General features: G+C 62.4%; 27 protein-coding genes. 6 read left to right on the top strand and 21 right to left on the bottom strand.

The features are described from left to right. Positions 1-2: 2 nt before the first annotated feature. Positions 3-752, bottom strand: a complete 750-nt coding sequence (locus C9990_RS07185) for an electron transfer flavoprotein subunit beta/FixA family protein (RefSeq protein ID WP_016973648.1) — start codon at positions 750-752, stop codon at positions 3-5. A gap of 523 nt (positions 753-1275) precedes the next feature. Here C9990_RS07185 and C9990_RS07180 point away from each other — a divergent pair. After that, positions 1276-2940, top strand: coding sequence for an electron transfer flavoprotein-ubiquinone oxidoreductase (locus C9990_RS07180; protein WP_065909350.1), 1665 nt, complete (start codon positions 1276-1278; stop codon positions 2938-2940). A 167-nt stretch (positions 2941-3107) separates the two neighbouring features. On the opposite strand, the gene C9990_RS07175 is transcribed toward C9990_RS07180, so the two are convergent. Next, entirely contained in the window at positions 3108-4001 is an 894-nt protein-coding gene (locus C9990_RS07175; RefSeq protein WP_065909348.1) for an AraC family transcriptional regulator, read from the bottom strand. Between the two features lie 223 nt (positions 4002-4224). Here C9990_RS07175 and C9990_RS07170 point away from each other — a divergent pair, with 223 nt between their 5' ends. Further along, positions 4225-5277: an NAD(P)-dependent alcohol dehydrogenase gene (locus tag C9990_RS07170; protein WP_106802876.1), complete on the top strand. Its 1053-nt coding sequence runs from the start codon at positions 4225-4227 to the stop codon at positions 5275-5277. Here C9990_RS07170 and C9990_RS07165 read toward each other — a convergent pair whose 3' ends face one another. The 6 genes from C9990_RS07165 to C9990_RS07140 form a co-directional block, all read right to left on the bottom strand. Further along, a complete protein-coding gene (locus C9990_RS07165) occupies positions 5278-6081 on the bottom strand; it encodes an IclR family transcriptional regulator (protein ID WP_065909342.1) in 804 nt (267 codons plus the stop codon). Positions 6082-6268: 187 nt separating this feature from the next. Beyond that, complete coding sequence (gene araH, locus C9990_RS07160; RefSeq protein WP_025854166.1) at positions 6269-7234, bottom strand: L-arabinose ABC transporter permease AraH; 966 nt, start codon at positions 7232-7234, stop codon at positions 6269-6271. A 19-nt stretch (positions 7235-7253) separates the two neighbouring features. Further along, positions 7254-8753 (bottom strand): L-arabinose ABC transporter ATP-binding protein AraG, encoded by a 1500-nt coding sequence (gene araG, locus C9990_RS07155; protein ID WP_106802875.1) that lies wholly within the window; start codon positions 8751-8753, stop codon positions 7254-7256. Further along, a complete protein-coding gene (locus C9990_RS07150) occupies positions 8750-9730 on the bottom strand; it encodes a substrate-binding domain-containing protein (RefSeq protein ID WP_106802874.1) in 981 nt (326 codons plus the stop codon). The genes araG and C9990_RS07150 overlap by 4 nt, the downstream gene beginning before the upstream one ends. 35 nt (positions 9731-9765) lie before the next feature. Then, positions 9766-10587 (bottom strand): SDR family oxidoreductase, encoded by an 822-nt coding sequence (locus C9990_RS07145; protein WP_106802873.1) that lies wholly within the window; start codon positions 10585-10587, stop codon positions 9766-9768. A gap of 236 nt (positions 10588-10823) precedes the next feature. Further along, positions 10824-11303 (bottom strand): GNAT family N-acetyltransferase, encoded by a 480-nt coding sequence (locus C9990_RS07140; RefSeq protein ID WP_106802872.1) that lies wholly within the window; start codon positions 11301-11303, stop codon positions 10824-10826. 189 nt (positions 11304-11492) lie between these two features. Here C9990_RS07140 and C9990_RS07135 point away from each other — a divergent pair, with 189 nt between their 5' ends. The 4 genes from C9990_RS07135 to C9990_RS07120 all read left to right on the top strand — a co-directional run bounded on the left by C9990_RS07135 (position 11493) and on the right by C9990_RS07120 (position 13868). Further along, the gene (locus C9990_RS07135; RefSeq protein ID WP_106802871.1) at positions 11493-12689 is read left to right on the top strand and encodes an MFS transporter; all 1197 of its coding nucleotides are present in this window, start codon (positions 11493-11495) and stop codon (positions 12687-12689) included. An 85-nt stretch (positions 12690-12774) separates the two neighbouring features. Then, positions 12775-13119, top strand: a complete 345-nt coding sequence (locus C9990_RS07130) for a hypothetical protein (RefSeq protein WP_065909324.1) — start codon at positions 12775-12777, stop codon at positions 13117-13119. Positions 13120-13170: 51 nt separating this feature from the next. Further along, positions 13171-13437 (top strand): hypothetical protein, encoded by a 267-nt coding sequence (locus C9990_RS07125; RefSeq protein ID WP_106802870.1) that lies wholly within the window; start codon positions 13171-13173, stop codon positions 13435-13437. A gap of 50 nt (positions 13438-13487) precedes the next feature. Further along, the gene (locus tag C9990_RS07120) at positions 13488-13868 is read left to right on the top strand and encodes a termination factor Rho (RefSeq protein ID WP_065909320.1); all 381 of its coding nucleotides are present in this window, start codon (positions 13488-13490) and stop codon (positions 13866-13868) included. Between the two features lie 130 nt (positions 13869-13998). Here C9990_RS07120 and C9990_RS07115 read toward each other — a convergent pair whose 3' ends face one another. The 13 genes from C9990_RS07115 to mltG form a co-directional block, all read right to left on the bottom strand. Beyond that, positions 13999-14727: a bifunctional 2-polyprenyl-6-hydroxyphenol methylase/3-demethylubiquinol 3-O-methyltransferase UbiG gene (locus C9990_RS07115; protein ID WP_106802869.1), complete on the bottom strand. Its 729-nt coding sequence runs from the start codon at positions 14725-14727 to the stop codon at positions 13999-14001. A gap of 24 nt (positions 14728-14751) precedes the next feature. Beyond that, entirely contained in the window at positions 14752-15669 is a 918-nt protein-coding gene (locus C9990_RS07110) for a PfkB family carbohydrate kinase (protein WP_106802868.1), read from the bottom strand. Then, the gene (locus tag C9990_RS07105; RefSeq protein WP_106802867.1) at positions 15662-17128 is read right to left on the bottom strand and encodes a cytosine permease; all 1467 of its coding nucleotides are present in this window, start codon (positions 17126-17128) and stop codon (positions 15662-15664) included. Before C9990_RS07105 ends, C9990_RS07110 begins: the two co-directional genes overlap by 8 nt. Before the next feature lie 114 nt (positions 17129-17242). Beyond that, positions 17243-18244 (bottom strand): ADP-ribosylglycohydrolase family protein, encoded by a 1002-nt coding sequence (locus tag C9990_RS07100; RefSeq protein WP_106802866.1) that lies wholly within the window; start codon positions 18242-18244, stop codon positions 17243-17245. Beyond that, positions 18241-18954, bottom strand: a complete 714-nt coding sequence (locus C9990_RS07095; protein ID WP_106802865.1) for a GntR family transcriptional regulator — start codon at positions 18952-18954, stop codon at positions 18241-18243. The genes C9990_RS07100 and C9990_RS07095 overlap by 4 nt, the downstream gene beginning before the upstream one ends. 70 nt (positions 18955-19024) lie before the next feature. Beyond that, positions 19025-19585 carry a DUF1285 domain-containing protein gene (locus tag C9990_RS07090; RefSeq protein ID WP_106802864.1) on the bottom strand — a complete coding sequence of 187 codons (561 nt, stop codon included), beginning with the start codon at positions 19583-19585 and terminating at the stop codon, positions 19025-19027. A 16-nt stretch (positions 19586-19601) separates the two neighbouring features. Then, positions 19602-20207, bottom strand: coding sequence for a DUF4823 domain-containing protein (locus C9990_RS07085; protein WP_065909302.1), 606 nt, complete (start codon positions 20205-20207; stop codon positions 19602-19604). A 196-nt stretch (positions 20208-20403) separates the two neighbouring features. Next, the gene (locus C9990_RS07080; protein ID WP_065909301.1) at positions 20404-21372 is read right to left on the bottom strand and encodes a GTP 3',8-cyclase MoaA; all 969 of its coding nucleotides are present in this window, start codon (positions 21370-21372) and stop codon (positions 20404-20406) included. A gap of 113 nt (positions 21373-21485) precedes the next feature. Then, a complete protein-coding gene (locus C9990_RS07075; protein ID WP_065909300.1) occupies positions 21486-22145 on the bottom strand; it encodes a TetR/AcrR family transcriptional regulator in 660 nt (219 codons plus the stop codon). Between the two features lie 445 nt (positions 22146-22590). Next, entirely contained in the window at positions 22591-23376 is a 786-nt protein-coding gene (locus tag C9990_RS07070) for a TatD family hydrolase (protein ID WP_065909298.1), read from the bottom strand. A gap of 63 nt (positions 23377-23439) precedes the next feature. Beyond that, on the bottom strand, positions 23440-24429 hold the full coding sequence (locus C9990_RS07065) for a DNA polymerase III subunit delta' (protein ID WP_065909296.1): 990 nt from the start codon (positions 24427-24429) through the stop codon (positions 23440-23442). Then, on the bottom strand, positions 24422-25054 hold the full coding sequence (gene tmk / locus C9990_RS07060; protein WP_065909293.1) for a dTMP kinase: 633 nt from the start codon (positions 25052-25054) through the stop codon (positions 24422-24424). The genes C9990_RS07065 and tmk overlap by 8 nt, the downstream gene beginning before the upstream one ends. Before the next feature lie 19 nt (positions 25055-25073). Beyond that, positions 25074-26207: an endolytic transglycosylase MltG gene (gene mltG / locus C9990_RS07055; RefSeq protein ID WP_106802863.1), complete on the bottom strand. Its 1134-nt coding sequence runs from the start codon at positions 26205-26207 to the stop codon at positions 25074-25076.

Here is a 26207-nt window from a genome sequence, read left to right as displayed (position 1 = left end):
GTTTAGATTACCTTCGCTTCGTTTTTCAGTTTCTCGACCAGTTCAGCCACCGACTTGACCTTGATACCCGCGCTGCGTGCAGCAGGCGCTTCGACTTTGACGGTCTTGTTGGTGGAGGCGGTGGAAACGCCCAAAGCGTCTGGAGTCACCGACTCAAGCGGCTTCTTCTTGGCTTTCATGATGTTTGGCAGGGACGCGTAGCGCGGCTCGTTCAAACGCAGGTCAGTGGTGACGATGGCCGGCAGTTTCAACGAAACGGTCTGTGCGCCGCCGTCGATTTCACGGGTCACAGCCACGCTGTCGCCGCTCACTTCGACTTTGGAGGCGAAGGTGCCCTGGCCGTAACCGGTCAGTGCAGCCAGCATCTGGCCAGTCTGGTTGTTGTCGCTGTCGATGGCCTGTTTGCCAAGGATCACCAGCTGAGGCTGTTCCTTGTCGACAACGGCTTTGAGCAACTTGGCCACGGCCAGGGAGGTCAGCTCTTCAGCGGATTCCACCAGGATGGCGCGGTCGGCGCCCAGTGCCAGTGCGGTACGCAGCTGCTCTTGAGCAGTGGTAGGGCCGATGGAAACCACGACGATTTCAGTCGCCACGCCTTTCTCTTTCAGGCGTACGGCTTCTTCCACGGCGATTTCGCAGAAAGGGTTCATCGACATCTTGACGTTAGCGAGGTCGACGCCGGAATTGTCCGCCTTGACGCGAACTTTCACGTTGTAATCGACAACGCGTTTGACAGCTACAAGAACCTTCATGGATTCCTCGTTACTCTCCGGTGAAAAGAAAGTCGCCTAGGCGAACCTGGCGGTTGATGCTCATCGGCACACAAGGGCACCTCCAAAAACCTCGGCGAGTGACCTTGCTCACGGGAAGTGACGACCGTTCGTCAGTGGTGACTGAGAGGTCATTCTTTATCGCAGCGTGTAAACTGCGCGCCATTGTTTGGACGCGCGTCACCTGTCTTGCTTTTGGACGTGCTCTTGAAACCTGCAGTCTGCCTACGGTAAGCGCAAAACCGACCGTATATTGACCGGAACACCTATTCTGGTCAATACGGCAAAATAGCCAGTCATAAGCCGCGCCTCTTTGATTTACCTAGCCTGCGGGCAATTCAAACAAACGTTTGTATTGGACGCTGACAGTGGTGTAGATATAATGCGCCACCTAGAGAGAAAGGTGGGTCATCCCCTGCCATTTGGCACAGTGATGATGGATACGACACCGAACCTCCACCCATTAGAAAAAAAAGCCTGTTGAGCCTTGAGTAGGAGATAGCCTGTGGAACGCGAATACATGGAATTCGACGTGGTCATCGTCGGCGCTGGCCCGGCGGGACTGTCTGCCGCCTGCCGACTGAAGCAGAAGGCCGCCGAAGCCGGTAAGGAAATCAGCGTCTGCGTGGTCGAGAAAGGCTCCGAAGTCGGCGCCCACATCCTCTCCGGTGCCGTGTTTGAACCCCGCGCCCTGAACGAACTGTTCCCGGACTGGAAAGCCCTCGGCGCCCCGCTCAACACCCCGGTAGTGCGCGATGACATCTATGTACTGCGCAGCCCCGACGCCTCCACCAAGGTGCCTGACTTCTTCGTGCCCAAGACCATGCACAACGAAGGCAACTACATCATCTCCCTGGGCAACCTGTGCCGCTGGCTGGCCCAGCAGGCCGAGAACCTGGGCGTGGAAATCTACCCAGGCTTCGCCGCCCAGGAAGCACTGTTCGACGAAAACGGCGTGGTCCGCGGGATCATCACCGGTGACCTCGGCGTCGACCGCGAAGGCAATCCGAAAGAAGGCCTGTACACCCCCGGCATGGAACTGCGTGGCAAGTACACGCTGTTCGCCGAAGGTTGCCGTGGCCACATCGGCAAGCAACTGATCCAGCGTTTCAACCTGGACAGCGACGCCGACGCCCAGCACTACGGCATCGGCCTGAAGGAAATCTGGGAAATCGACCCGGCCAAGCATCAGCCAGGCCTGGTGGTGCACACCGCCGGTTGGCCGCTGGACATCATGAGCGCCGAGAACACCGGTGGCTCGTTCCTTTATCACCTGGAAAACAACCAGGTGGTCGTCGGCCTGATCGTCGACCTGTCCTACAGCAACACCTTCCTGTCGCCGTTCGACGAGTTCCAGCGCCTCAAGCATCACCCGGTGCTGGCGCAGTACCTGGAAGGCGGCAAGCGCATCAGCTACGGCGCCCGCGCCATCTGCAAAGGCGGCCTGAACTCGCTGCCGAAGATGGTCTTCAAAGGTGGCGCGCTGATCGGTTGCGACCTCGGCACCCTGAACTTCGCCAAGATCAAAGGCAGCCACACGGCGATGAAGTCCGGCATGCTCGCCGCCGACGCCGTGGCCGACCGCCTGTTTGCCGAGTCCGAAGGCGGTGATGAACTGACCGCCTACGTCGACAGCTTCAAGTCCAGCTGGCTCTACGAAGAGCTGTTCGCCAGCCGCAATTTCGGCCCGGCGATGCACAAGTTCGGTCCGATCATCGGCGCCGGCTTCAACTGGTTCGACCAGAACATCCTCGGCGGCAAGATGCCGTTCACCCTGCACGACACCAAGCCGGACTACGCCTGCCTCAAGCTCGCGAAGGACAGCAAGAAGATCGACTACCCGAAACCCGACGGCAAGCTGAGCTTCGACAAGTTGAGCTCGGTGTTCATCTCCGGGACCAACCACGAAGAAGAACAGCCGTGCCACTTGAAGCTCAAAGACGCGAGCATCCCGATCGGCACCAACCTGCCGCTCTACGATGAACCGGCACAGCGTTACTGCCCGGCCGGCGTGTATGAAGTAGTGACCAAGGAAGACGGCGAAAAACGCTTCCAGATCAACGCCCAGAACTGCGTGCACTGCAAGACCTGTGACATCAAGGATCCTTCGCAGAACATCACCTGGGTCACGCCGGAAGGCGCAGGCGGGCCGACTTACCCGAACATGTAAGTCCGTCGCTCGAACAAAAAGGCTCCCAATCGGGAGCCTTTTTTATGGGCAACATATATCAACTGTGGGAGCTGGCTTGCCTGCGATAGCGGAGTCTCAGTCAACCCATCTTTAGCTGACCCATCGCCATCGCAGGCAAGCCAGCTCCCACATTGAGCGAGGTGTGATCAGGCAGCCCGCTCCTCACCGGGGTTGCGCAAAAAGTAGCGCTTGTACTCGCGACTGAACTGCGACGTGCTCTGGTATCCCACGTTATGCGCCGCCTGCGCCACGCCCATGCCTTCGACCAGCAGCAACTGCTGGGCCTTGAGCAGACGCAGCCGTTTCAGATATTGCACCGGCGACAGCAAGGTACAGCGCTTGAAATGCTCATGGAACGTCGACGCACTCATGTGCGCATACCCCGCCAATGTCTCGATATTCAGCGGCTCGGCGTAATGGGCATGCAGGTGATTCAACGAGGTAGCGATCCGCGAAAACTGCCCCTGCTGTTCCACCAGTGCGCGCAGTACATCGGCCTGGGGCCCGCGCAAGGCGGTGAACAACAATTCGCGCACCCGCGCCGGGCCCATGATCCGGCTTTCCAGCGGATCGTGCAGGCACTGCAACAGCCGCTCGACGCAGCCGCGCATCGCATCGTCGAGCACCACCGAGCTCATCGATTCCAGGGTCTGCGCCGTCGGCGGCGGCCCGGCCTGCATGCCCATGGCCATGACCAACTCACCCAATACCACCCGATCGATGCCCACTGTCACCCCGTACAACGGGGCGTCGGGCGCCATGGCAAAGGTCTCGCATTCGAACGGTACCGGCATCGCCTGGATCAGGTAGTGACCGGCGCCGTACTCCAGCGTGCGCGGGCCCAGGTAGGCGACCTTGCTGCCCTGCGCCACGAACATCAGGCTCGGCTCATAGATCTGCGGCCCGCGCGCCACGTCGCAACTGGCGCGCAAGACCTGCACGCCGGGCAAGTGGGTCGGGGAGAAACCGTCGCAGGGCGTGAGCCCCTCAATCAAGGAAACCAGCGTGGCGTTGGCATCGAGATGGCGGGTCAACAACATAAAAGCAGCTCTCGCAAAGATACGTCTTGGTGCAGGCCAGCTGGCTTCAAGCCACAGGCTGCAAGAATGTCCGCAGTTTATAGCGTGCCGCTTGCAGCTTGCCGCTTTTAGCTGCTCCTCCGGAGCTTTAGGCATGAGACTCGGAGCATTTGCCATGGTCGCACCCGGGGTCGGCGCGCAGAATGCGCCACCTCCCCAGTCCAAGCTTTTGCGAGGTTTATCCATGTACACCGCTATCGGTTATGCCGCCCAGTCGGCCACCACTCCCCTCGCCCCCATGTCGTTTGAACGTCGCAGCCCACGTGCCGATGACGTGGCCATCGAGATTCTCTACTGCGGCGTCTGCCACTCCGACATCCACCAGGCACGCAACGAGTGGGGCATCGCCGTGTACCCACTGATGCCGGGCCACGAGATCGTCGGCAAAGTCACTGCCGTCGGCGCCAGCGTCACCGCGCACAAAGTCGGCGACCTGGTCGGCGTAGGCTGCATGGTCGACTCCTGCCGCCACTGCGACGCGTGCAAATCGGACCTGGAGCAATATTGCCTCGAAGGCCCGACCATGACCTACGCCACCCCCGACCGCGTCGACGGCAGCAACACCATGGGCGGCTACTCCGACAGCATCGTGGTCAGCGAGCACTTCGTGGTCAAGATTCCAGCCAAGCTCGACCTCGCCAGCGCCGCGCCGATCCTCTGCGCCGGCATCACCACCTACTCGCCGCTCAAGCACTACGGCGTCAAGGCCGGCGATAAAGTCGGCGTGCTGGGCATGGGTGGCCTGGGCCATATGGGCATCAAGTTTGCCAAGGCCATGGGCGCGGAAGTGACCTTGTTCACCCGTTCGGCGAGCAAGGCTGAAGAAGGCCGTCGCCAGGGCGCCGATCACGTGATCGTGTCCACCGATGCCGAGCAGATGAAGGCCGCCGCCGGCAGCTTCGACTTCCTGCTGGACACCATCCCGGTACAACACGACCTCAACCCCTACCTCGATGTACTGCGCTTTGACGGCGTGCACATCCTGGTCGGCCTGATCGAGCCGGTAGACCCGCCGGTGAATGCGGCCAAGCTGGTGCTGGGGCGTAAAGTGCTGGCCGGTTCGTTGATTGGTGGCATTGCCGAAACCCAGGAAGTCCTGGATTTCTGTGCCGAGCATGGCATCACCTGCGACATCGAAATGCTCGACATCCGCCAGATCAACGAAGCTTACGCCCGCATGATCGCCGGTGATGTGAAGTACCGCTTTGTCATCGACATGGCGACCCTGAAGGCCTGATCAGGCCTTCGCGCCCAACTCCGCGGAAAGCCGGGCCGCGACCTGTTTGATCACAGGGATCAGCTCGGCCATTTTCTCCAGCGGCATGTAGGGCACGGTACTGGCGATGCTGATGCCGGCGACGATTCGCCGGCTGGCATCGCGCACCGGTGCCGCCACGCAACGGATCGACGGTTCGTTGTCTTCCAGATCGAACGCGTAGCCCCCAACCACGTATTCATGCATGCGCTGCTCGAACTGCGCCCAGGTCTGTTCCGGGTGCTGCGGCCATTGCAGGCTCTTGCCTCCCGCCGGCAGGCTGGCTTCGTACAGCCGCTGCCATTCCTGCGCGGTGTCATCCAGCAGCATCGCCTTGCCCACACCGGTACGCGCCAATGGCATGCGATGGCCCACCCGCGAGCGCATTTCCGGACCGTTGCGGCCTGGATTCTTGTGCAGGTAAAGCACGTCATCGTATTCGCGAATGGCCAGGTGGATGGTGTCGCCGGTCAGCGCCGACAGTTCATCCAGATACGGGATGGCCAAGGTCACCAGCGGCAACTCTTCGCGGGCCTGGAACCCCAGCTCGATCAACTTCGGCCCCAGCAGGTAACCGACCTGCGGCACCACGCGCAGGTAGCGCTCTTCCACCAGGCAACTGGCCAGGCGGTGCGTGGTACTGCGGGTGGTGCCGATGCGCTTGGCGATCTCTTTCAGATCCCGCGCACCGGCCGCCACCGCCTGTACCACGCCCAGGCCACGCAGCAGGGTCTGGGTGCCGGTAGGCGCAGCGTCTTTGACGGGAGTGTGGGCGTTTTCCTGCATATCGGGCCTATGTGGTGGTACGAAAACGGCGCCATTATGGCAAATGCAGCCCTCCTGAACAGAGGAGATCCACTGTGGGAGCTGGCTTGCCTGCGATGAGGGCGTGTCAGCCAGTAAATGTGCAGGCTGACACACCGCTATCACAGGCAAGCCAGCTCCCACATTTTGATCTTCACAGGGCACGACTTTAGCGTTGCTTCATGCGGTCGATAATCACCGCCAGCAACAGGATCGAACCACGGATCACATACTGGTAGAAGGTGTCGATGTTCTTCAGGTTCATCGCGTTCTCGATGATCGCCAGGATCAGCACCCCGGCAATCACATGACGGATCATGCCGATACCACCGCTCAACGAGACCCCGCCCAGGACGCAGGCCGAGATCACCGTCAGCTCGAAACCCTGGCCGATCATCGGTTGGCCCGAGGTCATGCGCGAGGCCAGGATCACCCCGGCCAGCGCGCCGATCAAACCGTGCACGGCAAAGATGATGATCTTGGTGCGGTCGACGTTCACCCCGGCCAGCAGCGCCGCTTCCTGGTTGCCGCCAATCGCCATGGTGTTGCGCCCGTAGGTGGTGTAGTTGAGCAACCAGCCGAAGAACACAAAGCACAGCACGGTGATGATGATCGGCACCGGCACGCCCATCAGTTGGCCGTTGCCGAACACGAAGAAGCCTTCGTCCATCACCCCGACGGCCTTGCCGTTGGAGAAGATGTAGGCCAGGCCGCGCACAATCTGCATGGTCGCCAGGGTCGCGATCAACGCGTTGATGCGCAGCTTGGCGATGACGATACCGTTGATCAGCCCCACCACCAGGCCCATGGCCAAGGCGGCGGACACCCCGAGCACCACGCTGTCGGTGTCGCGGATCACGATCCCCGCCACCACGCCGGCGCAGGCGATCACCGAGCCCACCGACAAGTCGAAGTGCCCCGACGCCAGGCAGAACAACATGGTGCACGCCGCGATGCCCACGGTGGAAATCGCCAGGCCCAGGCCGCGCATGTTCAGCGGCGAGAGGAAGTTGTCGATAAACAACGCGCTGAGCACAAAGATGCTGAGTGCCGCCAGCAGCATCACCCAGTCATCGAGAAACTTGCGCTGGTTGAAACCCGGCCAGAAGCCCTTTGCAGTTTTTACCTGAGACATAGCCAAACCCTCTTATTCTTCAAGCCCGCGAACGCGGGAGCGCCAGTTGCAGCAGCCGTGCTTCATCCGCTTGATCGCGGGTCAGTTCGCCGGTCAGGGCGCCTTCGCTCATCACCAGGATGCGGTCGGAGATGCCCATCACTTCCATCAGGTCGCTGGACACCACGATCACCGCGATGCCGCTGGCGGCGAGGTTGTGGATGATCTGGTAGATCTCCGACTTGGCGCCGATATCGATGCCACGCGTCGGCTCGTCCAGCAGCAGTACTTTCATCGGCATCGACAGCCAGCGGCCGAGAATGGCCTTCTGCTGGTTGCCCCCCGACAGGTACATGATTTTCTGCTCGGCGTTCGGCGTCTTGACCTTCATCGCCTTGATCTGCTTGTCGGCGTTGCCCTTCTCCCAGCCGTCGCGCAGCAGCCAGCCAAACGTGGCATGCGCACCACGCGCACTGATGTTGATGTTCTCGGCGACGCTGGACAGCGGAATGATGCCCTCCTTCTTGCGGTCCTCCGGGCACAGCAACACGCCAGCGGCGATGGCATCGCGGGGCGAGCGCAAGGGCAGCGCCTGCCCGTTCAATTCCAGGTGGCCGGCGGTCGCGCGCTCCAACCCGCTGAGCAACCGGAACAGCTCGGTCCGCCCGGCACCGACCAGGCCAAACAGCCCGAGGATCTCGCCCTTGTGCACTTGCAGGCTGACCGCCTCACGCAGGCCCGGGCCGAGCAGCCCCTCGACCTTCAGCGCCACCTCGCCCTGCTCGCGCGGGCGATAGTCATAGATGTCCTGGATGTCGCGGCCGACCATGCAGGTCACCAGTTGGTCGTGGGTCAGCGTGCTCATGTCCTCGAAGGTGCGCACGTAGCGACCATCCTTGAACACCGTGACGGCGTTGCAGATGCGGAACACTTCTTCCATGCGATGGGACACGTAGAGCACCACTTTGCCCTCGTCGCGCAGCCGCGTGATGATCGCCATCAAGCGGTCGATCTCGCGGGCGGACAGGCTGCTGGTCGGCTCGTCGAAAGCAATCACATGCGCACCCCGCGACAGCGCCTTGGCGATTTCCACCAGTTGGCGCTGCCCGAGGGACAGCCGCCCGAGCTTTTCGTCGGGGTCGATCTCATCGGCCAGGCCCTTGAGGCAGGCCAGCGCCTGCTGGCGCAACAGCCCGCGATTGACCACGCCAAAACGCGTCGGCAAATGCCCGAGGAACAGGTTCTCCGCCACCGTCATTTCCGGCACCAGGTGCAACTCCTGGTGGATCACCGCGACGCCGTTGGCGATGCTGTCGGCGGCGGATTTGAAGTCCATGGTCTGCTCGCCGATCTGCAGCGTGCCGCTGCTCGGCAGGTAGGCGCCGCCGAGAATCTTCAGCAGGGTCGACTTGCCGGCGCCGTTCTCGCCCATCAGCGCATGTACCGAATGCGGCCGCGCTTCAAAGCTGATCTGCGCCAGGGCTTTCACACCGGGAAACTCCTTGCCGATGCCATTGAAACGCAGGGCCGCGCCGCTCATTTCCACAGCCCGATTTTGCTCAACTCTTGCTTGAAATTGTCGCGGGTGATCAGGGTGACATTGTCCAGGGCGGTGAACTTCGCAGGCTCGGTGCCTTTGGTGACCCACTCGAACATCGCGCTGGCGGTTTTGTAGCCCGAGGCATCCGGGCTCAGCAGCATCGAGCCGTAGAAACCGGTATTGGATTTCTTCAATTCCTCGATTGCATCGGTACCGTTGATGCCGACACCGATCACGTTGGCCGCCTTGAAGCCGGCGCTTTCCGTGGCGCGTACGCCGCCCAGCACGGTGCTGTCGTTCATGCCGCCGATCAGCAGGTTTTTCGCACCACTGGGCAGCTTCACCAGCGCCGAGTTGGTGGCGTCCATGCTGCCGGGGACGTCGAGGGTTTTCTGCGCGCTGAAGAGGATATGGTCAGCCGGCAGGCCCGCCGCCTTGAGGCCTTCCACCGAGCCGTCGGTGCGTTTCTTGCCGGTTTCCAGCTCGTCGAAGGTGTTGATCACGGCGTAGGTTTCTTTCCAGTCCCAACCGCGTTTTTTCGCTTCGGCGGCCATGGCTTCGCCTTGTTTCTGGCCGATCTTGTAAGCGTCCAGACCGACGTAGGGCACGTCTTCCATAGGCTTGCCCTTGGCGTCGACGAAACGGTCGTCGACCGCCAGCACCTTGAGGTTATTGAGCTTGGCCTTGGCCATGATCGCCGGGCCAAGGGACACGTCCGGCGGGCAGATCACAAAGCCCTTGGCGCCGTTGGCCGCGAGGGTGTCGATGGCCGACAGGGTCTTCTCACCGTCGGGCACCGCGATCTTGATCACGGTGAAACCCTGGTCCTTGCCGGCCTTTTCGGCGAAGGCCCATTCGGTCTGGAACCAGGGTTCTTCGGCCTGCTTGACCAGGAAGCCGATCTTCACTTCTTCGGCGAGTGCCACGCTGCTGAACGCCATCGCGAGCGCCAGAGTGCCTAGTGTCTTCTTGAACATGAGCCACCTCTTGTTGTTATTGAGTGTTACAAGTTCTAGTCGTGGTACATCACGGACCGCCCGCCATCGATCATCAGGCAGGTCGCATTGATGAAAGGCGCCTCGTCAGTCGCCAGGAACAATGCGGTCATCGCCACTTCGATCGGCTGGCCGATGCGCTTGGGCGGGTGCAGGTCGAACGCACGCTGGCGTTCGGCGTGGGGGTCGGGGAAACCGTTCCAGTAGTCGACGTTGAGCTGGGTTTCGATGTAGCCCGGCGCGATGGCATTCACGCGGATGCCCTTGGGCGCGTATTCGATGCCGAGCGCGCGGGTGAGGCCGAGCAGGCCATGCTTGGCCACCGGGTATGGGAAGCAACCGGGAATGATGTGGCTGGAATGGGTGGAGGCGATGTTGATGATGTTGCCGATGCCCTGCTCGATCATGTGCGGCAGCACCGTACGGCAGCCGTACCAGGCGCCGTCGAGGTCGATGGCGAAGCAGCGCCGCCAGTCCTCGTCGGTCATCTCCAGCGGGTCGCGGAATACGTTGACCCCGGCGCAGTTGACCAGCACATCGACGCGACCGAAGCGTTCGATGGCGACATTGACCAACGCCTGCCACTGCGTCTTGGAGGTGATATCGACGGGGTGCGCGACAATCTCGGCGCCGCGTTCGCACCAATGGGCGGCGACTTTCTCGACCTTGTCGCCCTGGATATCGGCAATCACCAGGCGTGCCTGCTGGGCCTGGAAACAGGCGACGATCGCCTCGCCAATGCCCTGGGCGGCGCCCGTGATGATCACCACTTTGTTCTTCAGCCGTTCACCATAGGTGGGCTCGGGCACAGCGGGTAACGACAACGGTTGGGGCTGCATCGCTTCACCTGTTTTATTTTTGGTAGTGAGTGCTGATGCAGGCGACTATAAACCCATCTTTTGAAATATCTCAATATATAAATTTGCATCCCATATAGTGAGCAAAAATCAAAAAAATGTGGGAGCAGGCTTGCTTGCGAATGCCGTGGCCAGTCACACATGAGTTGACTGATCCAGCGCATTCGCGAGCAAGCCCGCTCCCACCTGTTGATCTTCAGTGCCTACAGGCTGGGGGACTAGCCGAGGGCAAAGTCGCGCAGCGCATCGCCTTCCATGCGGTAGCGAACCCACTCTTCCTGCGGCTGGGCGCCGATGGATTTGTAGAAGGCAATCGCCGGCTCGTTCCAGTCCAGCACGCTCCACTCGAAACGGCCGCAGCCGTTGTCGCAAGCGATCTTGGCCAAATGCCGCAAGAGCTTCTTGCCGGCGCCACCGCCGCGTTGCTCGGGGTTGATGTACAGGTCTTCGAGGTACAGGCAGTTGCTGCCCAGCCACGTGGAGTAACTGAAAAAGAACACGGCAAAACCGATCGGCAAGCCGTCCCGCAAACAGATCAGGCCATGGGCGGTCGCGCCCTCGCTGAACAGGCTGCGCTCGATGTCCGCGACACTGGCGATCACTTCATGCCGGGCCTTCTCGTACTCGGCAAGCTCGGTGATGAAAGCCAGGATCTGCGCAGCATCGCTGGGCACGGCGGGGCGAATCTCGATGGTCATGGGCGAGCCTTGGGCAATTTCAAAGCACACATACTAAGACGCTTTCATGACGAGTTGCAGTGCAATTTCGAGAGGGTGCGGGTGCTTTACTCCGTCGCGCAGTGATCCGAGCACCACCAACCACAGAACAATCGCCGTGGCCGCCCATGGTAAACAGTCGGCATAACGCCAACGATTCGAGACTTGCCCATGCACGCCACTCCGCCGGTGGGCGCGAAGACTTTCGCGCTGTTCTGCCTTGCCAGCTTCCTGCTGTCCCTGTCCTACGGTTCGACGTTTTTGCTGTCGCTGCTGATTCACGCGCGCGGCGGCAACGACCATGATGCCGGCAGCGTGATTTCCATGGCGATGCTCAGCACCTTCGTGGCCGTGGTGCTCTCCGGGCATTTGGCCGATGCGCTGGGCGCGGCCCGGGCGATTGCCGGGATGGGCGTGTTGCTGGTGGTGGCGTGCCTGGGTTTTGCCCTGGTGCCCGGGTTTGGCCAAGGCTTGATGGTGTGCGGGCTGGCCCTGGGATTGGGTTGGGGGGTGTTCTACACACTGGGGCCGATCATCGTGACCTTGCTGGTAGAACCACGGCAGCGAGCCAAGTACTTTGCGCTGCTGTCGGGCAGCATGCTGAGTGGGATCGGCTCCGGCCCCCTGCTCGGGCGGGCCGCCGGCGCGCTGGACCTGCCCCTGACCAGCGCGTTCTATATTGCCGGGCTGGCCAGCCTCGCCGGTGTGGTGATGTTCTGGCGCATGGGCGCTCGGCTCAAGCATCACGCGAACGTGCCGGCCGCCCGTATTTCCTGGGCTGCCAGCCGCAGAGTGCTGTCTTCCAGGGCGGCGTTCGCCATCCTGATGGTCGGCTTGGGAGGGTGCGTATTTGGTGGGCTTTCATCGTTCCAGACCAGCTACGCAGCCGCGCATGGCCTGGACTATTCGCTGTTCTTCGGCGGGTTCCTGAGTGCCGCCATTACCAGCCGGCTGTTGATCGCCGGCTTCGTGGTCAAGCGCGACGCCTACCGTGCCGCCTGCGTGTTGTCCGGGTTGATGCTCGGGTCGATCGCCCTGTTTGCTTTTGGGGTGAGCGGCAACCTCAGCTACCTGCTCGCGGCTGCCACGTTGGGCGTGGGTTACGGCCTGACGTACTCGGTGATCAACGGGCTGGTGGCCAATGAAGCACCACCCGGCACCACGTCCCAGGCCCTGCTGTTGTTCAGCCTCGGGTACTTTGTCGGCGTGTTTGGCTTTCCGCTGCTGGCGGGCAAGATCATCGTCGAGTACGGCCTGTCGACCCTGATGCTCTGCGTGCTGGCCATCGCCGCACTGAACTGGATGATCACCGTGGCCCGCCTGATCGCGCGCAGGCTTTCGGCACACAAAATCTTACAGGTGGGCTAATACCGTTCGTCGCCATCAAGGCACGAACGCCGAAGCCGGGCGGACCAATAGAGGGTAAGGACATTAATCATATGGAGACACCCTCATGAAGAATTCCAAGTTTGCCGCCCTCGCCCTCACCGGCCTGTTGTCTGCCACATCGCTGGGCGCCTTCGCTGCCACCTCGTCCACCGGCAAGACTGACCCGGCCGGCAGCTCGCCAAACCCTGCCACCCAGGAATCCCAGGACTCGATGGGCACCGGCATGGACACCAATGGCGGCGCGATCATCCAGCCAGGCGCAGACCCGCGCACCCAGGGTAACGACACCCAACGCCAGGCACCGGCTGCCGTCGGCAATGGCAAGATGGGCCCCGCGATCAATCAACCCAACATCAACAAAGGCGACGACTCGAACGTGCCTGGCGCGCCGAAACAGCCTGCGCCTTGATGGATCGATAGCAACACCAACACCCGATCATTTCCCAGTGAAGAGGTACGCATGAACGTCGATAGAAACCTTGAAAAAGAAGTCCTCACCCGCCTGTTGCACGCCCACCCGAACGGCCTGGGCAAGGAGGTGCTGGATAACTACCGCGGCGAAAAGGTGGTGGCCAGTGTCTTGGCGTTCCTCCAGGACCGCGGGCTGATCAAGGATGGGCATGTGACCACCGACGACGCCGGTGAATACTCGTTGAACCTGCCGATCAAGCTGACCGCATCCGGTGTCGACGAGGCCCGCAAGCTTGAAAGTGAAGGCCCTCAGTAATCCATTTTGTCTGGTCTGGCCCTGGCGACAGGGCCAGTGGGAGTATCGCAATGCCTCTAGGAAGCAAAGCCAAATACACCGCCGCACAGAAGCGCAAGGCTGCCCGTATCGAACAGAGTTACGAGCACCAAGGCGTACCTAAGGATGAAGCTGAGGCCCGCGCCTGGGCTACCGTCAACAAGCAGTCTGGCGGTGGCGAAAAGGCCGGTGGCTCGGGTCAGCGTAAAGCCCCGCAGGAAAAGTCCCAGGCCCGCAGCGACTCGGCCAAGCGCGCCGTGGCCAGCCGTGACGGCCATGCGCGCAACAGCCGGGCCTCATTGGCGACGCAAACCAAGCAGAGCTTGCTGCAGGAAGCGCGGGCCAGGGCCATTCCGGGTCGCTCCAACATGCGCAAGGATCAACTGATTGAAGCGCTGCGAAAGGCTGGCTGACGCCAGTCTTCCGAACATTTCAACACCCATTCTGGGCTGTGGTGAAGGAGCTTGCTCCGGCTGCGCTGTCGAACCGTAGCAAACTCCCTCGCCACCACTCGCCCACATATTTTTTTCGCGGTGTCGCCGATCAGCGGTGCGCCGAGACCAGCAGCATCATCGGACGCTCTTGCTCTTCTGCCAACGCTGGCAGGGCCTTGAGGTCGGCTTCGCTCGGCCCCCACTCCTGCACATGGCTCAGCGTAAACCCCGTCTGGATCAGCAGATTGAGCAACGTGCCCAAGGTACGGTGCTGCTTGATTACGCCCTCGGCCAACCAGTTCGTCACCCGTGGCCCCTCCAGCTGATAACTGTCCACCGGCCAGCTTTTGCGACCCTGAGCATCGACCTGCCAGCCTGGATTGCGCGGCGCCATGAAGATCGGGTGCTCGATGGAAAACACCAGTCGCCCACCCGGCACCAGCGCTTGATGGAGGGTCTGGAACAATCGCTTAAGGTCGACGATGTAATGGAACGCCAAGGAGCTGTAGGCCAACTCGAATGTGCCCGCCGGCAGGTCGAGTTGTTCCAGGTCGGCGATGGCGTAGGTGACGGTCGGCGCCGAAGTCATCGCCTGGGCCCGCGCCAGCATCTTGTGCGACACATCCAGGCCAAGCACCTGAGCGGCGCCCTGCTCCTGGGCCCAGCGACTGAACCAGCCATAACCGCAGCCCAGATCAACCACGTTCAAACCGGACATCGGCGGCAGCAAGGCCTGCAAGGCGGGCCACTCCGGCGCGCCGGCGAGGCCCTCCACCGAGCGGCTCATTTTGCTGTAGCCCTCGAAGAAGGCCGGCGTGTCGTAGATGTTCTGGGTCATGGGACGGCTCCGTACTGAGTGCCCCTATTCTGCCAACAACGCGTCCACTTCGGCAGCCCCTGGCGAAGTCGCCGGGCCCCAGCGCGTGACCGCCAGAGCCGCGGCGGCGTTGGCGCGACGCGCTGCCTGGGCCGGTTGCAGGCCGCTGGCCAAACCGGCCAGGAACACCCCGGCATGGGCATCGCCCGCACCGTTGCTGTCGACCGCCTGGACCTTGAAACCCGGCACATGCTCAGCCTTGCCCCGACGACTGACCCAGCAACCCTGCGGACCGTCGCGCACCACCAACAAGGCCTCGGCAGGCAAATGTCGAGTGAGTGCGAGCAGCGCATCGGCGAGCGTCGTGGCACCGGTAAACGCGAGCGCCTCCGGGCCGTTGCTGGTCCAGATATCGATACGCGGCAGCAAGGCAACCATCAACGCCGAGTCCGGCGCCTTGACCAAGGGGCCCGGGTCGAACACCACGGGTATAGCGCGCGGCAGCGCCAGCAGCCAATCGAGCAACGCCTGCGCCTTGCCCTCGAGCAACAGGCTGTAGCCGCTGACGTACACATAGTCGTCTGCCCGTGGCACGACGCCCGCCAAGTCCTCGGCCGTCAAGTCGCCTTCAGCGCCGATATGGGAAATGAAGGTGCGCTCGGTGGTGGCTTCGGTCAGCGACACACACAGGCCGGTGTCCTTGCCGTCACTGGTCGCCTGGGCGATTTCCACGCCTTCGGCCTGCATGGCCGTACGGGCCAGGTCACCGAAGCGCCCGCGGCCATGGCGCCCGAGGTACACCACCGGCAACCCATTGCGGCGCGCGGCGGCCATCACGTTGAAACCGCCGCCGGCTTCGAAGCTGGCCGACTGCGCCAGCACGTCGCCGCCGGTCGCGGGCAGGGTGTCGAGGGCCATGACCAGGTCAACGATGACCTGGCCGGTGTGCAGCAATCTAGACATTGTGACTCTCGACTAAAGCCGGACGACGGTCAGCCGCGCCGCCCAGCAGCGCATAAATCCCGCCGGCCACCAGGAAGGTGACGATCCAGCCCAGGCCGTTGTGGCCCAGCCAGGAGTCGGACAACGGCCCGGCGAACCAGATGTTTTCGGCAGTGGTGCCGATGGTGGTGAAGCTGAAGCCGAGCACGATCGCCACGGCCCAGGCGCCAAACGCGCGCCACTCAACCCCGCCACGGTACCAATAGGCGCTGCTGGGGCTGACGTCGAGCAGGTCCTTGGGGCTGTAGTAGTGACGGTGGATCAGGTCGACCACGAAGATCCCGACCCACGCGGTGATCGGTACCGCGAGCAACGAGATGAAGGTGATGAACGGGCCGTAGAAACTGTCGGCGATCAGCATGAAGTAGATGGAACCGGCGAAGATTGCCACGATATCGACGATCACCGCGTGCACACGTTTGACCTTCAAGCCGAGGGTCAAGGTGGTGAGGCCGGCCGAGTACACCGACAAGTTGTTCGACAGCAGCAGCCCACCGAAGGCGGTGATCAGGTACGGCACGGCCATCCAGGTCGGCAGCATGTCGCGGATCGCGATGATCGGGTCAGTCGCCGACGCCAGGTCGTTGTTGCCCACCGACAGCAGGCCGCCGAGGGTGATCAGCAGCACCAGCGGAATGCCCGCACCGAACGCGGCGGACGCCACCAGGCGCACGGCCTTGACGCTGCGGTGCTGGTAGCGCGACATGTCGGCACCGGCGTTGGCCCAGCCGATACCGGTACCCGCCGCCATGGTGCCGATACCGATGATCATCGCGCTCAACGGCGCCGGGGTAGCGTTGAACACCGCGCTCCAGTCGATGGTGGCGCAGAGGAAACCGCCGACCAGGACGTTCAATGCGCCGAACACGTAGGTCGACCACTTCTGGATCACCAGCAAGGTCGCGTGGCCGAGGCCGGAAACGGACAGGGTCAGCAGCACGAAAATGGCGATGAAGATCAGCGTCAGCAGCGGCGCGCTCTTGGCCTCGACCGGCGAGCCGAACAGGATCGAACACAACGACAGCAACACGAAGGCGGCGGTGGTGGTGTTGACGGTTTCCCAGCCCAGGCGCGACATCAGCGAGACCAGCGTCGGCCCGATGTTGCCGCGTACCCCGAAGATCGCGCGGGACAGCGTCAGGCTCGGCGCACGGCCACGTCGGCCGGCAATCGAAATGATGCCCACCACCGCGAAAGAGCCGGCGGCGCCGAGGATCGCGACGATGATCGCCTGCCAGATCGCCAGGCCGCGAAACGCTACCAGGGTCGCGCCCAGCGGCAAGCCGAGGATGCTGATATTGGCCGCAAACCACACCCAGAACAGTTGCAGCGGATGGCCGTTGCACTCGCCTTCAGGGACCGGTTCGATACCACGTGTTTCCAATTGCCCGGCACTTTGGCCGGAAGAAGTGCTGCTCATGAGGGGTGCTCCTGGTGCCTGTATTGTTGTGGTTGTGGCAGAGAATCAAAGCTTTAACCGGTCATCCTGACTCGACGCGACCTGTGTAGGAGCCGGGGGGCACGCCTACAGGGTTCAGCGCAATGTAAGCAGCCCCGCGACCAACGGCTGCAAATCCAGGCCATTGACCTGCTTGACCTGTTCGATCATCGCTTCAGGCCAGCACTGCAGGCCCAGGCAGGCGCCGAGCATGGCGCCGAGGATTGCGGCGATGGTGTCGGTGTCTCCGCCAAGGCTGGCGGCCAGGCACAGCGCCTCGAAGGCCTCCAACTCACCCACCGCCACTTGCTGGGCGAGGGCAAACGACACCACCACGGACTCCTGGGAAGCCACGGAGGTGCCGATCAATTCATACAGCAGCTCGGCAAACAGGGCCTTGTCGCCGCTGCCGACGCTCAGGGTTCGCGCCCAACTGATGCGCGTGGACATCCGTCCGCCAGCCACCCAGTGGCCATGGCTTTCTGCCTGCTGGGCGATCTGCGTGCCGATGTTCAGCGCTTCACCGAGGTCCACGCCATTGATGCCTGCCGAGACTACCGCCGCGACTGCCGCCGCGCTGGAGATGCCCAGCGTGGTGTTATGGGTCACCTGGCAAGCCTGGATCACCGCCTGGATGAACTGCAGCGGATCACTGACGTCGGCGGCAATGCCCACCGGCGTGATGCGCATCGCTGCGCCGTTGGTGGTGCCATAGCGCCCGGATTCTTCCGGGGTGTGGCCGGCGAGGATCATGTCGATGGCGCGCTTGGTGGACGGCCCGAGCAGATCCTGCGAACCCTTGGCACGCATCACCGCTTCCCAGTCGATCAGGCGTTGGGCGAGCACGGTCGGCTTAATGCTGCCCTGCCCTTCGACCAGCAACTCGCCGACCAGGATCGCCTGCTCGGTGTCATCGGTGATGGAGCCGGCCGGCATGTTGGGGGCGATGGGCTGATCGGCGTCGGCGTCTTCCAGGCCGGTAATGGCACCGAAACGCGCGCGGACCTGCTCGCGGCTCAAGGATTGGGTGGGCATGCCCAGGGCATCGCCCAACGCCAGGCCGTAGAAAGCGCCGAGGGCGCGATTTTGCCGGGTCATTTCGACGCTCCGAACTGCAGGTGCAGGCGAAAGTGCAGAGGGTCGAGCAAACTTTCGACGTACTCCATGAAGCGTTCGCGACGGTCATAAGTGGTACGCGAGGCCTTGAGAAACACGCTGCCGGCTGGACGGCCGAGCAACTCGGCGTCTTCATCGCTCAAGGGCTCGGCGCCGATCCACTGGTCACCTTCGGCGCCCACATAGCCGTAGGCGGCCAGGGTGATGGTCAGGGAGTTGTCGATCAGCCCCACACGCGGCAGGCTGTCGAGGCCACCGGCAGCAGGCATCAGCGAGCGCTCCAGCGACACGGCTGTGCCATCGGTGGTACGCCGACGGCGGTCGAGGGCGATGAATTGGTCAGTGCCGAAACGGCTGAGCAGGTCCGGGCGGGTGACCGCTTCCAGGCGCAAAATGTCGGTGGTCACCAGCGCGCCGGTGTCAGCCAACGCCTGGGCCCAACCGCTGCGCTGGTCGAGCACCATGCCGTCAAAGGTGACGATGGAGCCGACGCCGCTCTGGGTGGCGATGTAATTGCGCCGCTTGAGTTCGGCCAGGGCTTCGCGCAGGGTGCCTCGGCTGACCGCAAACTCCTCGGCCAATTGATGCTCGCCCGGCAGCAGGAAACCGTCGGCCATCACCCCACCCTCGATACGGCGGATGAGCTCGTCGACGACGCGTTTTTTCTTATCAAATCGAACATGTCTAATCATGTACAAATTGATAACCGAAACCGCCCGATCACAGCAAGCGAATTATTTCAGGGAGAAGGAAAAAACGCCCTCAGGGCTCCAGGCCAATCGGGAAAAAAACCCCGTCGCTCCACACGCCCAGCCAGTTCTGACCGTTGATCGGACGGCTCACCGCCAACTCCACCAGTTGGTAGAACACGTTGCGATGCACCAGGGCTTCGAGGTTGGTGCGCACACGCACATACGGCGCAGGTTCCTGGGTGACGGGGTCGATGACCACCCGCAGAGGGTGCTCAAGCCCGGCGTCGATCAGTTCATCGACGTTGGTAGTAAAGCGCAGCACCTGGCTGTCGCCCTGCCCCTGCACGTCCAGGGTCACGGCCACAAACGGCGCGTCATCGACACGGATGCCGACCTTTTCCACCGGGGTGACCAGGAAATAATCATCGCCATCGCGGCGGATGATGTTGGAGAACAACTTGACCATCGGCTTACGCCCGATAGGCGTGCCCTGGTAGAACCAGGTGCCATCGCGGGCGATGCGCATATCGATGTCGCCGCAGAAATCCGGGTTCCACAGATGCACCGGCGCCGGTCCCTTGCCCTTGGGCAGTTGGGCCAACAGATCACTGGCCTTGGCGGAATCGGTCATGGGGGTCTCCTGGGTCTTACTGATCGCTCATTCCCAGCAGGCCGCGCGCGTACTGCGCCAGGGGGCGGGCAATCAGGTCTTCTGGCTTGTTGTCGTGGAACGTCAGTAAACCGCCACGACTGCGAATGCGTGCAGTATCAATCAAATACTGGGTGCTGGTCTCGATCAACATGATCTGGATCACGCCGCTGTCCAAGCCTACCCGGTCGAGGGCCTGCTGGTCGGTCCATTCATCGGCATTGCCGATACGGTCATCCGCCGCGGCAAACCGGCAGTACAACAGGTAGTGCGCGCCGGCCGCACGGGCTTCGGCCATGGCTTGTTCGAGGCCTTCGGGCTGACGTGCACGACGCACCATGGGGAAGTATTCGACGAAGCCGTTGAAGGCTTCCTCGGCGACCACGTTAGGTCGCGGGTACGCGCTGCCCGGTGGGACGAACGCACCCTGGGCGATAAACACAAAGGAATCCGGCTGTATGCGAACCGAGGCGGTCCGGCGGGTGTCGCTGTGGTCGAGCAACCCGGCGTCGCTCATCTGATAGCGGGTGCCTTCGGCCATATCGCTGACGGTCATGCAACCACTCAGCGTCAACGACGCCAGCAACAAAACCAGGTTACGCATCCTAATCCTCCAGAAGCCGGTGACGGAAAACCGGCGAATGGGCACGAGATGCAGAATCCAGGCCACTCGCAAGCGGCGCAAAGCAAATGGGGGAGCGGCTTGCTCGCAAATGCGGCGGATCAGTCGGTATTTGCTTTGACCGGCACACCATATGCGCGAGCAATCCGGCTCCCACAGGGTTCTGCGCCAGCCTGGGCTAGCCGCCGATGATCTTCATGATGGTGGCACCGCCCGAGAACGCGACTTCCTGCTTGTCACCCAACGCCTTCATCAACAGGCCCTGCAGGGCCGGCAGTGCCTGATGGCGGGGTTGATCCAACAGGTCGCCGACGTAGTGACGGTTGCTCGACGACAGGCAACCATGCAGCCAGCCAGTGGACGACAGACGCAGCCGCGAACACGTACGACAGAACGGCACGCTTTCATTCGCGATGACGCCAAAGAAGCCTTTGCCCGGCACTTCGTAGCGCACTGCCGTGGCATCGACCGGGGCGTTGGCTTGCAGGTATTCATACTGCTCGCCGATCAGGCTGAGCAATTGCTGCAGGCTGACGAATTGCTGCAGGAATGCATTCGAGTCCTTGGCCAGGTGGCCCATGCGCATCAACTCGATAAAGCGCAACTCGTAGCCTCGCTCCAGGCAGTAGTCGAGCAACGGCATCACCTGATCGAGGTTCTGGCCGCGCAGGGGCACCATATTGACCTTGATCTTGATCCCGGCGGCGCGGGCCTGGTCCATGCCATCAAGCACAGTGGCCAGGTCACCACCACGCGCGATGCTGCGAAAAGCGTCGGCATCCAGGGTATCGAGGGAGACGTTGATGCGCCGAATACCGGCGTCCACCAGCAGCGGCAGTTTGCGCGCGAGCAACTGGCCATTGGTGGTCAGGCTGATATCACTGAGCCCCATCCCGCCGACAGCGCCCATGAAGGCTTCCAGCTTGGGGCTGACCAACGGCTCGCCGCCGGTGATGCGAAGGCGTTCGATCCCCGCCGCTTCGATCAGATAGGCCACGCCACGGGCCATGGCCTCGGCCGAGAGTTCGTCCTGGGCAGCCACCAGCCGCTTGCCGTTTGGCACGCAGTAGGTACACGCGTAATTGCAGGCTGAGGTCAGGCTGATCCGCAAATTGCGAAAACGCCTGCCTTGACGATCAACGATCATGGATCACTCCGGCAGAGGATGAATCGGGCGCGCTAAAAGCTGACCTATAAATCAGCTTTTAGCAAGGTCCTTGCCTGAGTATATTCCTGGGGTACTGCGCCCGACAGCAACTATCAGGTGGCAGGCGTTTCGGCAGGCGCCTGTGGCAGCTCGGCGCTGTGCTTGCGTTTGTTGCCCATGCGCACGCCAATGTCCATCAGGAACTGGAAGAAGCCTTCCTGATCTTCCAGTACATTACTCCAGAACGGCGAGTGATACAGCGCCACGGCGCCGTGCACCAGGGCCCAGGCCGCGCAGTAGTGGAAATACGGCGGTACGTCTTCCAGCTTGCCTTCGCTGATGCGGCCCTTGATCAGCAGGGTCAGGCGTTCGAAGTTCGAGGCGCGGATCTTGTGCAGTTCCTCGACCATCTCCGGCACCTGATGGCCCTTGACCACTTTCTCTTCCAGGCGATCAAACAGGCGGTAGCGCTGCGGGTCACGCATGCGGAACTCGAAGTAGGCGCGGGACAGCGCCTCCTTGTCCTTGTCGACATCGGCCGAATGCAGCAGCTCGTTCAAATCACGCTCGTAGTCGAGCATCAGGCGCAGGTAGATCTCGGCCTTGGACTTGAAGTGCTTGTAGATCGTGCCTTTGCCGATACCGACGGCATCCGCGATCATCTCGACGGTGACGCTGTCTTCACCCTGTTCGAGGAACAACTTGAGTGCGGTGTCGAGAATTTCCTGCTCACGGCGGCGAAACTCTCGGACCTTACGGGGTTCTTTGTGCATGAGGAAGAGGTCTGCAGAGGTCGGAATAGGGAGGGTTGCGCAGGGCCACGGATACGCGGCGATACGATTTACCCAGTGCGAGGGATTATCCCGACTGAACGGTCGTTGGGCAACGTCTATGTGAACCCGCCGCACACTTTAGTTTCGGCGCGCCAACGTTTCCTTTGATTTCAGTCAGAAATAATACGCAACAACTATCCACGTGCACCCAGCCAATGAGAACTCAAGCGAAGCGCGCGTATTCCAAATCTGTTTAAAAAACGATCAGATGCGACTGGACTGAATGGGATACTGATCAATACTTGAACTGTCGGCGTGACATCTCCCCCAAGTGACGCGTCGACCTGGGTACCGACGGACTGTGTGCCCTTGTTTTACTCCTAATGGTCTTAACCCGGATTCACCCCCCAGAACCCGGGTTTTTTTTGCCTGCGATTTGAGCCTGTCAGCCGGCGACGTGGGCCAACGGGAACAGGCGCTTGAAGTTGTCGGTGGTCTGCTGTGCAAAGCGCTCGTAAGACTCACCCCGCAGCATGGCCAGGTAATCCGCGACATCCCGTACGTATTCCGGCAGGTTCGGTTTGCCGCGATGAGGAATGGGCGCCAGGTATGGCGAATCGGTTTCCACCAGCAGGCGGTCGGCCGGCACCTGGCGTGCCACGTCGCGCAGGGCGTCGGCATTGCGGAAAGTGACGATGCCCGACAGGGAAATGTAGAAGCCCAGGTCCAGGGCCGCCTTGGCCATGTCCCAATCTTCGGTAAAGCAATGCAGCACGCCGGCCTGGGGCAACGCGGCCTCGCGCAGCAACGCCAGGGTGTCGGCACGCGCGCCACGCGTGTGGACGATTACCGGTTTGCCGGTCTGCTGGGCAGCTTGCAGGTGCAGGCGAAAGGAGGCCTGCTGCAGGTCGGCGGCTTCGGGCTCGTAGTGGTAGTCCAGGCCGGTTTCGCCAATCGCTACCACACGCGGGTGGTTGAGTTCGCCCAGCAGCCAGTCGAGGGCCGGGGCTTCGCCGGGCTTGAGGTCCAGCGGGTGGATACCCACCGAACAGTCCACATCGGCGTAGCGCTCGGCCAGGGCCTTGACGTCGGCGGCATTCTCGGCGCTGACGCCGATGCACAGGAAGTGCCCTACCCCACGCTGGCGAGCCGCTTCAAGCGCAGCATCAAGGGAGCCACCGTGCTGGGCAAGGTCGAGGCGATCGAGGTGGCAATGGGAGTCTACGAGCATAGGAATCTACAACTTGAGTCGCGGGAAGTGTCTGGCCAACGATACACCCGTCGGCCACCGAAATTAACGCCGGCCCAGCAAGCCGACCCACTGCACCAGCAGCGCTTCGAGCAGCAGGACACGGTTGAGGTTGGCCTTGCCGAGCACTTTCTGGCGCTGGGCGAGGATCCAATCCTGGATGTTCAGCACCTTGTCTTGCGCACTTTTCTGCGCGAGGTACTGCACCACCTTGCGCATGTCCGGCAGGCCCAGGCCGCTTTCATCCTGGGTCAGCTGGTAGCGCAGGATCAGGCTCGACCAATCGCAGAACCAGTCGAACAGCAAAAGCAGGGGGATGTCCTTCCAGGCGCTTTCGGCCAACTGCGTGGCAGACAGCTCTTGCTTGAGCAGCTTCTTCACACCGTCGACCACCAGCGCGCGTTGCTCACGCACGCCCTGGGCCTGCAGCTTCACAGCCGCCAGCGGTGAGCCCGCCGCCAGGGTGAGCAATTCGACCCGCTCCTCCTCGGAGCACTCCGGCAGCGCCTTGGCCAGCCACTGCAGGCTCATGGCCTCGCTCGGCAACGGGCACGCCTGCTGCACGCAACGGCTGCGGATGGTCGGCAACAAGCGGCTGGACTGGTGACTGACCAGCAGCAACACAGTGTCGCCGGACGGCTCTTCGAGGCTCTTGAGCAAGGCGTTGGCGGCGTTGATGTTCATCGCCTCCACCGGCTCGATCAGCACCACCTTGCGCCCGCCCATCTGCGCGGTTTGCACCACGAAGCTGACGAGGTCACGCACCTGGTCGACCTTGATCGCCTTGTCGGCTTCCTCGGGTTCGAGCAGGTAGTTATCCGGGTGGCTGCCGGCCTTGAGCAACAGGCAGGACTTGCACTCACCGCAAGCCTGCAGGTTGACCGGACGCTGGCACAGCAGGCTGGCCATGAGTCGCTCGGCCAAATCACGCTTACCGATCCCCGCCGGCCCGTGCAGCAGGTAGGCGTGGGCGTGCTGGGCACGCCCGGCCAGTTGTTGCCAGAGGCTGTCCTGCCACGGATAGGCTTCAGCCACGGGCGCGCTCCAGCAGGTTCGGCAACAGGGCATCGATGGCTTGCTGCACCTGGGCCAGCGGCTGCGCAGCATCCAGCAGGTAGTAACGCGCAGGCTCAGCCTTGGCGCGCTTGAGGAACGCCGTGCGCACGGCGTCGAAGAAGGCCTGCCCTTCGAGCTCAAAGCGGTCCAGGCGACCGCGCGCACTGGCGCGGGCCAGGCCGACTTCCACCGGCAGGTCGAAGACCAGCGTCAGGTCAGGGCGCAAGTCGCCTTGAACGAAGGTTTCCAGGGTGGCGATGCGCTCCAGGGACAAGCCGCGACCACCGCCCTGGTAGGCATAAGTGGAGTCGGTGAAGCGGTCGCAAATCACCACGGCACCGCGCGCCAGGGCCGGGCGGATCACTTCGGACAGGTGCTGCGCGCGCGCGGCAAACACCAGCAGCAACTCGGTATCCGCATTCATCTGTTCCTCGCCCGGGGCCAGCAACACTTCACGGATGCGCTCTGCCAGCGGTGTGCCACCGGGCTCGCGGGTCAACACTACCTCGATGCCCTCGGCGCGCAAACGCTCGGCCAGGTAATCGCGGTTGGTGCTTTTGCCGGCGCCTTCGGGGCCTTCCAGGGTAATAAACAAGCCAGTCACGGGCAGTCCTTAGTCAGAGTCATTGCGGGCTTTGCGGTGCGGCGGTGTCCGGCGCAGGCTCAGCCGGCTTTTCAGCCGGGGCTTCGGCCGATGGTGCTGCGTCTTGCGCAGGGTTCACGACCGGCGCGGGGCTGGAGCGGTAATCGGCCCGGCGCTTGAGCTGGAACTCGCGCACGGCGGCATTATGCGCATCCAGGTTGTCGGAGAAAATATGACTGCCATCACCCCGGGCGACGAAATACAGGCTGCTGCCCGGCACCGGGTTCAGCGCCGCATGGATCGCTTCGCGACCGACCATGGCGATCGGTGTCGGCGGCAGGCCAGCCACCATGTAGGTGTTGTAGGGGTTGGCTTCCTTGAGGTGCGCACGGGTCAACTTGCCGTTGTAGCGCTCGCCCAGGCCGTAGATCACGGTGGGGTCGGTCTGCAGCAGCATGCCGATCTTCATCCGCCGCACGAACACGCCGGCAATCTGGCCGCGCTCCTCGGGCACGCCGGTCTCTTTCTCCACCAGGGAGGCCATGATCAGCGCTTGATAAGGGTCAGTGTACGGCGCATCGGCGGCGCGTTTGCTCCACTCCTGGGCGAGTACGTCGTCGAGGCGGTTGTAGGCTTTTTTCAGGAATTCGACATCGGTCATGCCGCGCACGAAGCGGTAGGTGTCCGGGAAGAACCGCCCCTCAGGGAACACGCCAGGGTGACCGAGCTTCTCCATCACTTCACTGTCAGTCAGGCCCGCGAGGGTCTGCACGATCTTTTCATGCTTGGCCAGGGCGAGGCGTACCTGACGGAAATTCCAGCCTTCGACCAGGGTCAGGCTGTACTGCACGACTTCGCCACGCTGCCACAGGCCGATCAGGCCCTGTGCGGTCATGCCCGGGGTCATGCGGTATTCGCCACTGTGCAAGGGCTGACCATCAAGGTTAAAGCGCCAGTACAGGCGCAACCAGAAGGCGCCGTCGAGCACGCCGTCGGCTTCCAGGCGATTGAACGTACCGGTGGGCGTCGCCCCGGCCGGCACATCAAGCAATTGCTCCTGGGTCAGGTTCAAGGGCTGCTTCAGGGTGGAATCGAGTTTCCAGGCGGAAAACCCCAACAGCAAAGCCGCCGAGAACAGACCGATCAGCAGCAGTACAACCAGTTTTCGTATCAA

The organism is Pseudomonas sp. S5D5, assembly GCF_003013355.1.
Taxonomy (GTDB): Bacteria; Pseudomonadota; Gammaproteobacteria; order Pseudomonadales; family Pseudomonadaceae; genus Aquipseudomonas; species Aquipseudomonas aylmerensis.
This window is presented reverse-complemented; position numbering and strand designations above follow the sequence as displayed.

What these genes read in the sequence shown, in the direction of transcription:
- C9990_RS07185 (WP_016973648.1), bottom strand. Translation starts at nt 752, where the DNA reads ATGAAGGTTCTTGTAGCTGTCAAACGCGTTGTCGATTACAACGTGAAA.
- C9990_RS07175 (WP_065909348.1), bottom strand. Translation starts at nt 4,001, where the DNA reads ATGTTGTTGACCCGCCATCTCGATGCCAACGCCACGCTGGTTTCCTTG.
- C9990_RS07170 (WP_106802876.1), top strand. Translation starts at nt 4,225, where the DNA reads ATGTACACCGCTATCGGTTATGCCGCCCAGTCGGCCACCACTCCCCTC.
- C9990_RS07165 (WP_065909342.1), bottom strand. Translation starts at nt 6,081, where the DNA reads ATGCAGGAAAACGCCCACACTCCCGTCAAAGACGCTGCGCCTACCGGC.
- araH (WP_025854166.1), bottom strand. Translation starts at nt 7,234, where the DNA reads ATGTCTCAGGTAAAAACTGCAAAGGGCTTCTGGCCGGGTTTCAACCAG.
- araG (WP_106802875.1), bottom strand. Translation starts at nt 8,753, where the DNA reads ATGAGCGGCGCGGCCCTGCGTTTCAATGGCATCGGCAAGGAGTTTCCC.
- C9990_RS07150 (WP_106802874.1), bottom strand. Translation starts at nt 9,730, where the DNA reads ATGTTCAAGAAGACACTAGGCACTCTGGCGCTCGCGATGGCGTTCAGC.
- C9990_RS07145 (WP_106802873.1), bottom strand. Translation starts at nt 10,587, where the DNA reads ATGCAGCCCCAACCGTTGTCGTTACCCGCTGTGCCCGAGCCCACCTAT.
- C9990_RS07140 (WP_106802872.1), bottom strand. Translation starts at nt 11,303, where the DNA reads ATGACCATCGAGATTCGCCCCGCCGTGCCCAGCGATGCTGCGCAGATC.
- C9990_RS07135 (WP_106802871.1), top strand. Translation starts at nt 11,493, where the DNA reads ATGCACGCCACTCCGCCGGTGGGCGCGAAGACTTTCGCGCTGTTCTGC.
- C9990_RS07130 (WP_065909324.1), top strand. Translation starts at nt 12,775, where the DNA reads ATGAAGAATTCCAAGTTTGCCGCCCTCGCCCTCACCGGCCTGTTGTCT.
- C9990_RS07125 (WP_106802870.1), top strand. Translation starts at nt 13,171, where the DNA reads ATGAACGTCGATAGAAACCTTGAAAAAGAAGTCCTCACCCGCCTGTTG.
- C9990_RS07120 (WP_065909320.1), top strand. Translation starts at nt 13,488, where the DNA reads ATGCCTCTAGGAAGCAAAGCCAAATACACCGCCGCACAGAAGCGCAAG.
- C9990_RS07115 (WP_106802869.1), bottom strand. Translation starts at nt 14,727, where the DNA reads ATGACCCAGAACATCTACGACACGCCGGCCTTCTTCGAGGGCTACAGC.
- C9990_RS07110 (WP_106802868.1), bottom strand. Translation starts at nt 15,669, where the DNA reads ATGTCTAGATTGCTGCACACCGGCCAGGTCATCGTTGACCTGGTCATG.
- C9990_RS07105 (WP_106802867.1), bottom strand. Translation starts at nt 17,128, where the DNA reads ATGAGCAGCACTTCTTCCGGCCAAAGTGCCGGGCAATTGGAAACACGT.
- C9990_RS07100 (WP_106802866.1), bottom strand. Translation starts at nt 18,244, where the DNA reads ATGACCCGGCAAAATCGCGCCCTCGGCGCTTTCTACGGCCTGGCGTTG.
- C9990_RS07095 (WP_106802865.1), bottom strand. Translation starts at nt 18,954, where the DNA reads ATGATTAGACATGTTCGATTTGATAAGAAAAAACGCGTCGTCGACGAG.
- C9990_RS07090 (WP_106802864.1), bottom strand. Translation starts at nt 19,585, where the DNA reads ATGACCGATTCCGCCAAGGCCAGTGATCTGTTGGCCCAACTGCCCAAG.
- C9990_RS07085 (WP_065909302.1), bottom strand. Translation starts at nt 20,207, where the DNA reads ATGCGTAACCTGGTTTTGTTGCTGGCGTCGTTGACGCTGAGTGGTTGC.
- C9990_RS07080 (WP_065909301.1), bottom strand. Translation starts at nt 21,372, where the DNA reads ATGATCGTTGATCGTCAAGGCAGGCGTTTTCGCAATTTGCGGATCAGC.
- C9990_RS07075 (WP_065909300.1), bottom strand. Translation starts at nt 22,145, where the DNA reads ATGCACAAAGAACCCCGTAAGGTCCGAGAGTTTCGCCGCCGTGAGCAG.
- C9990_RS07070 (WP_065909298.1), bottom strand. Translation starts at nt 23,376, where the DNA reads ATGCTCGTAGACTCCCATTGCCACCTCGATCGCCTCGACCTTGCCCAG.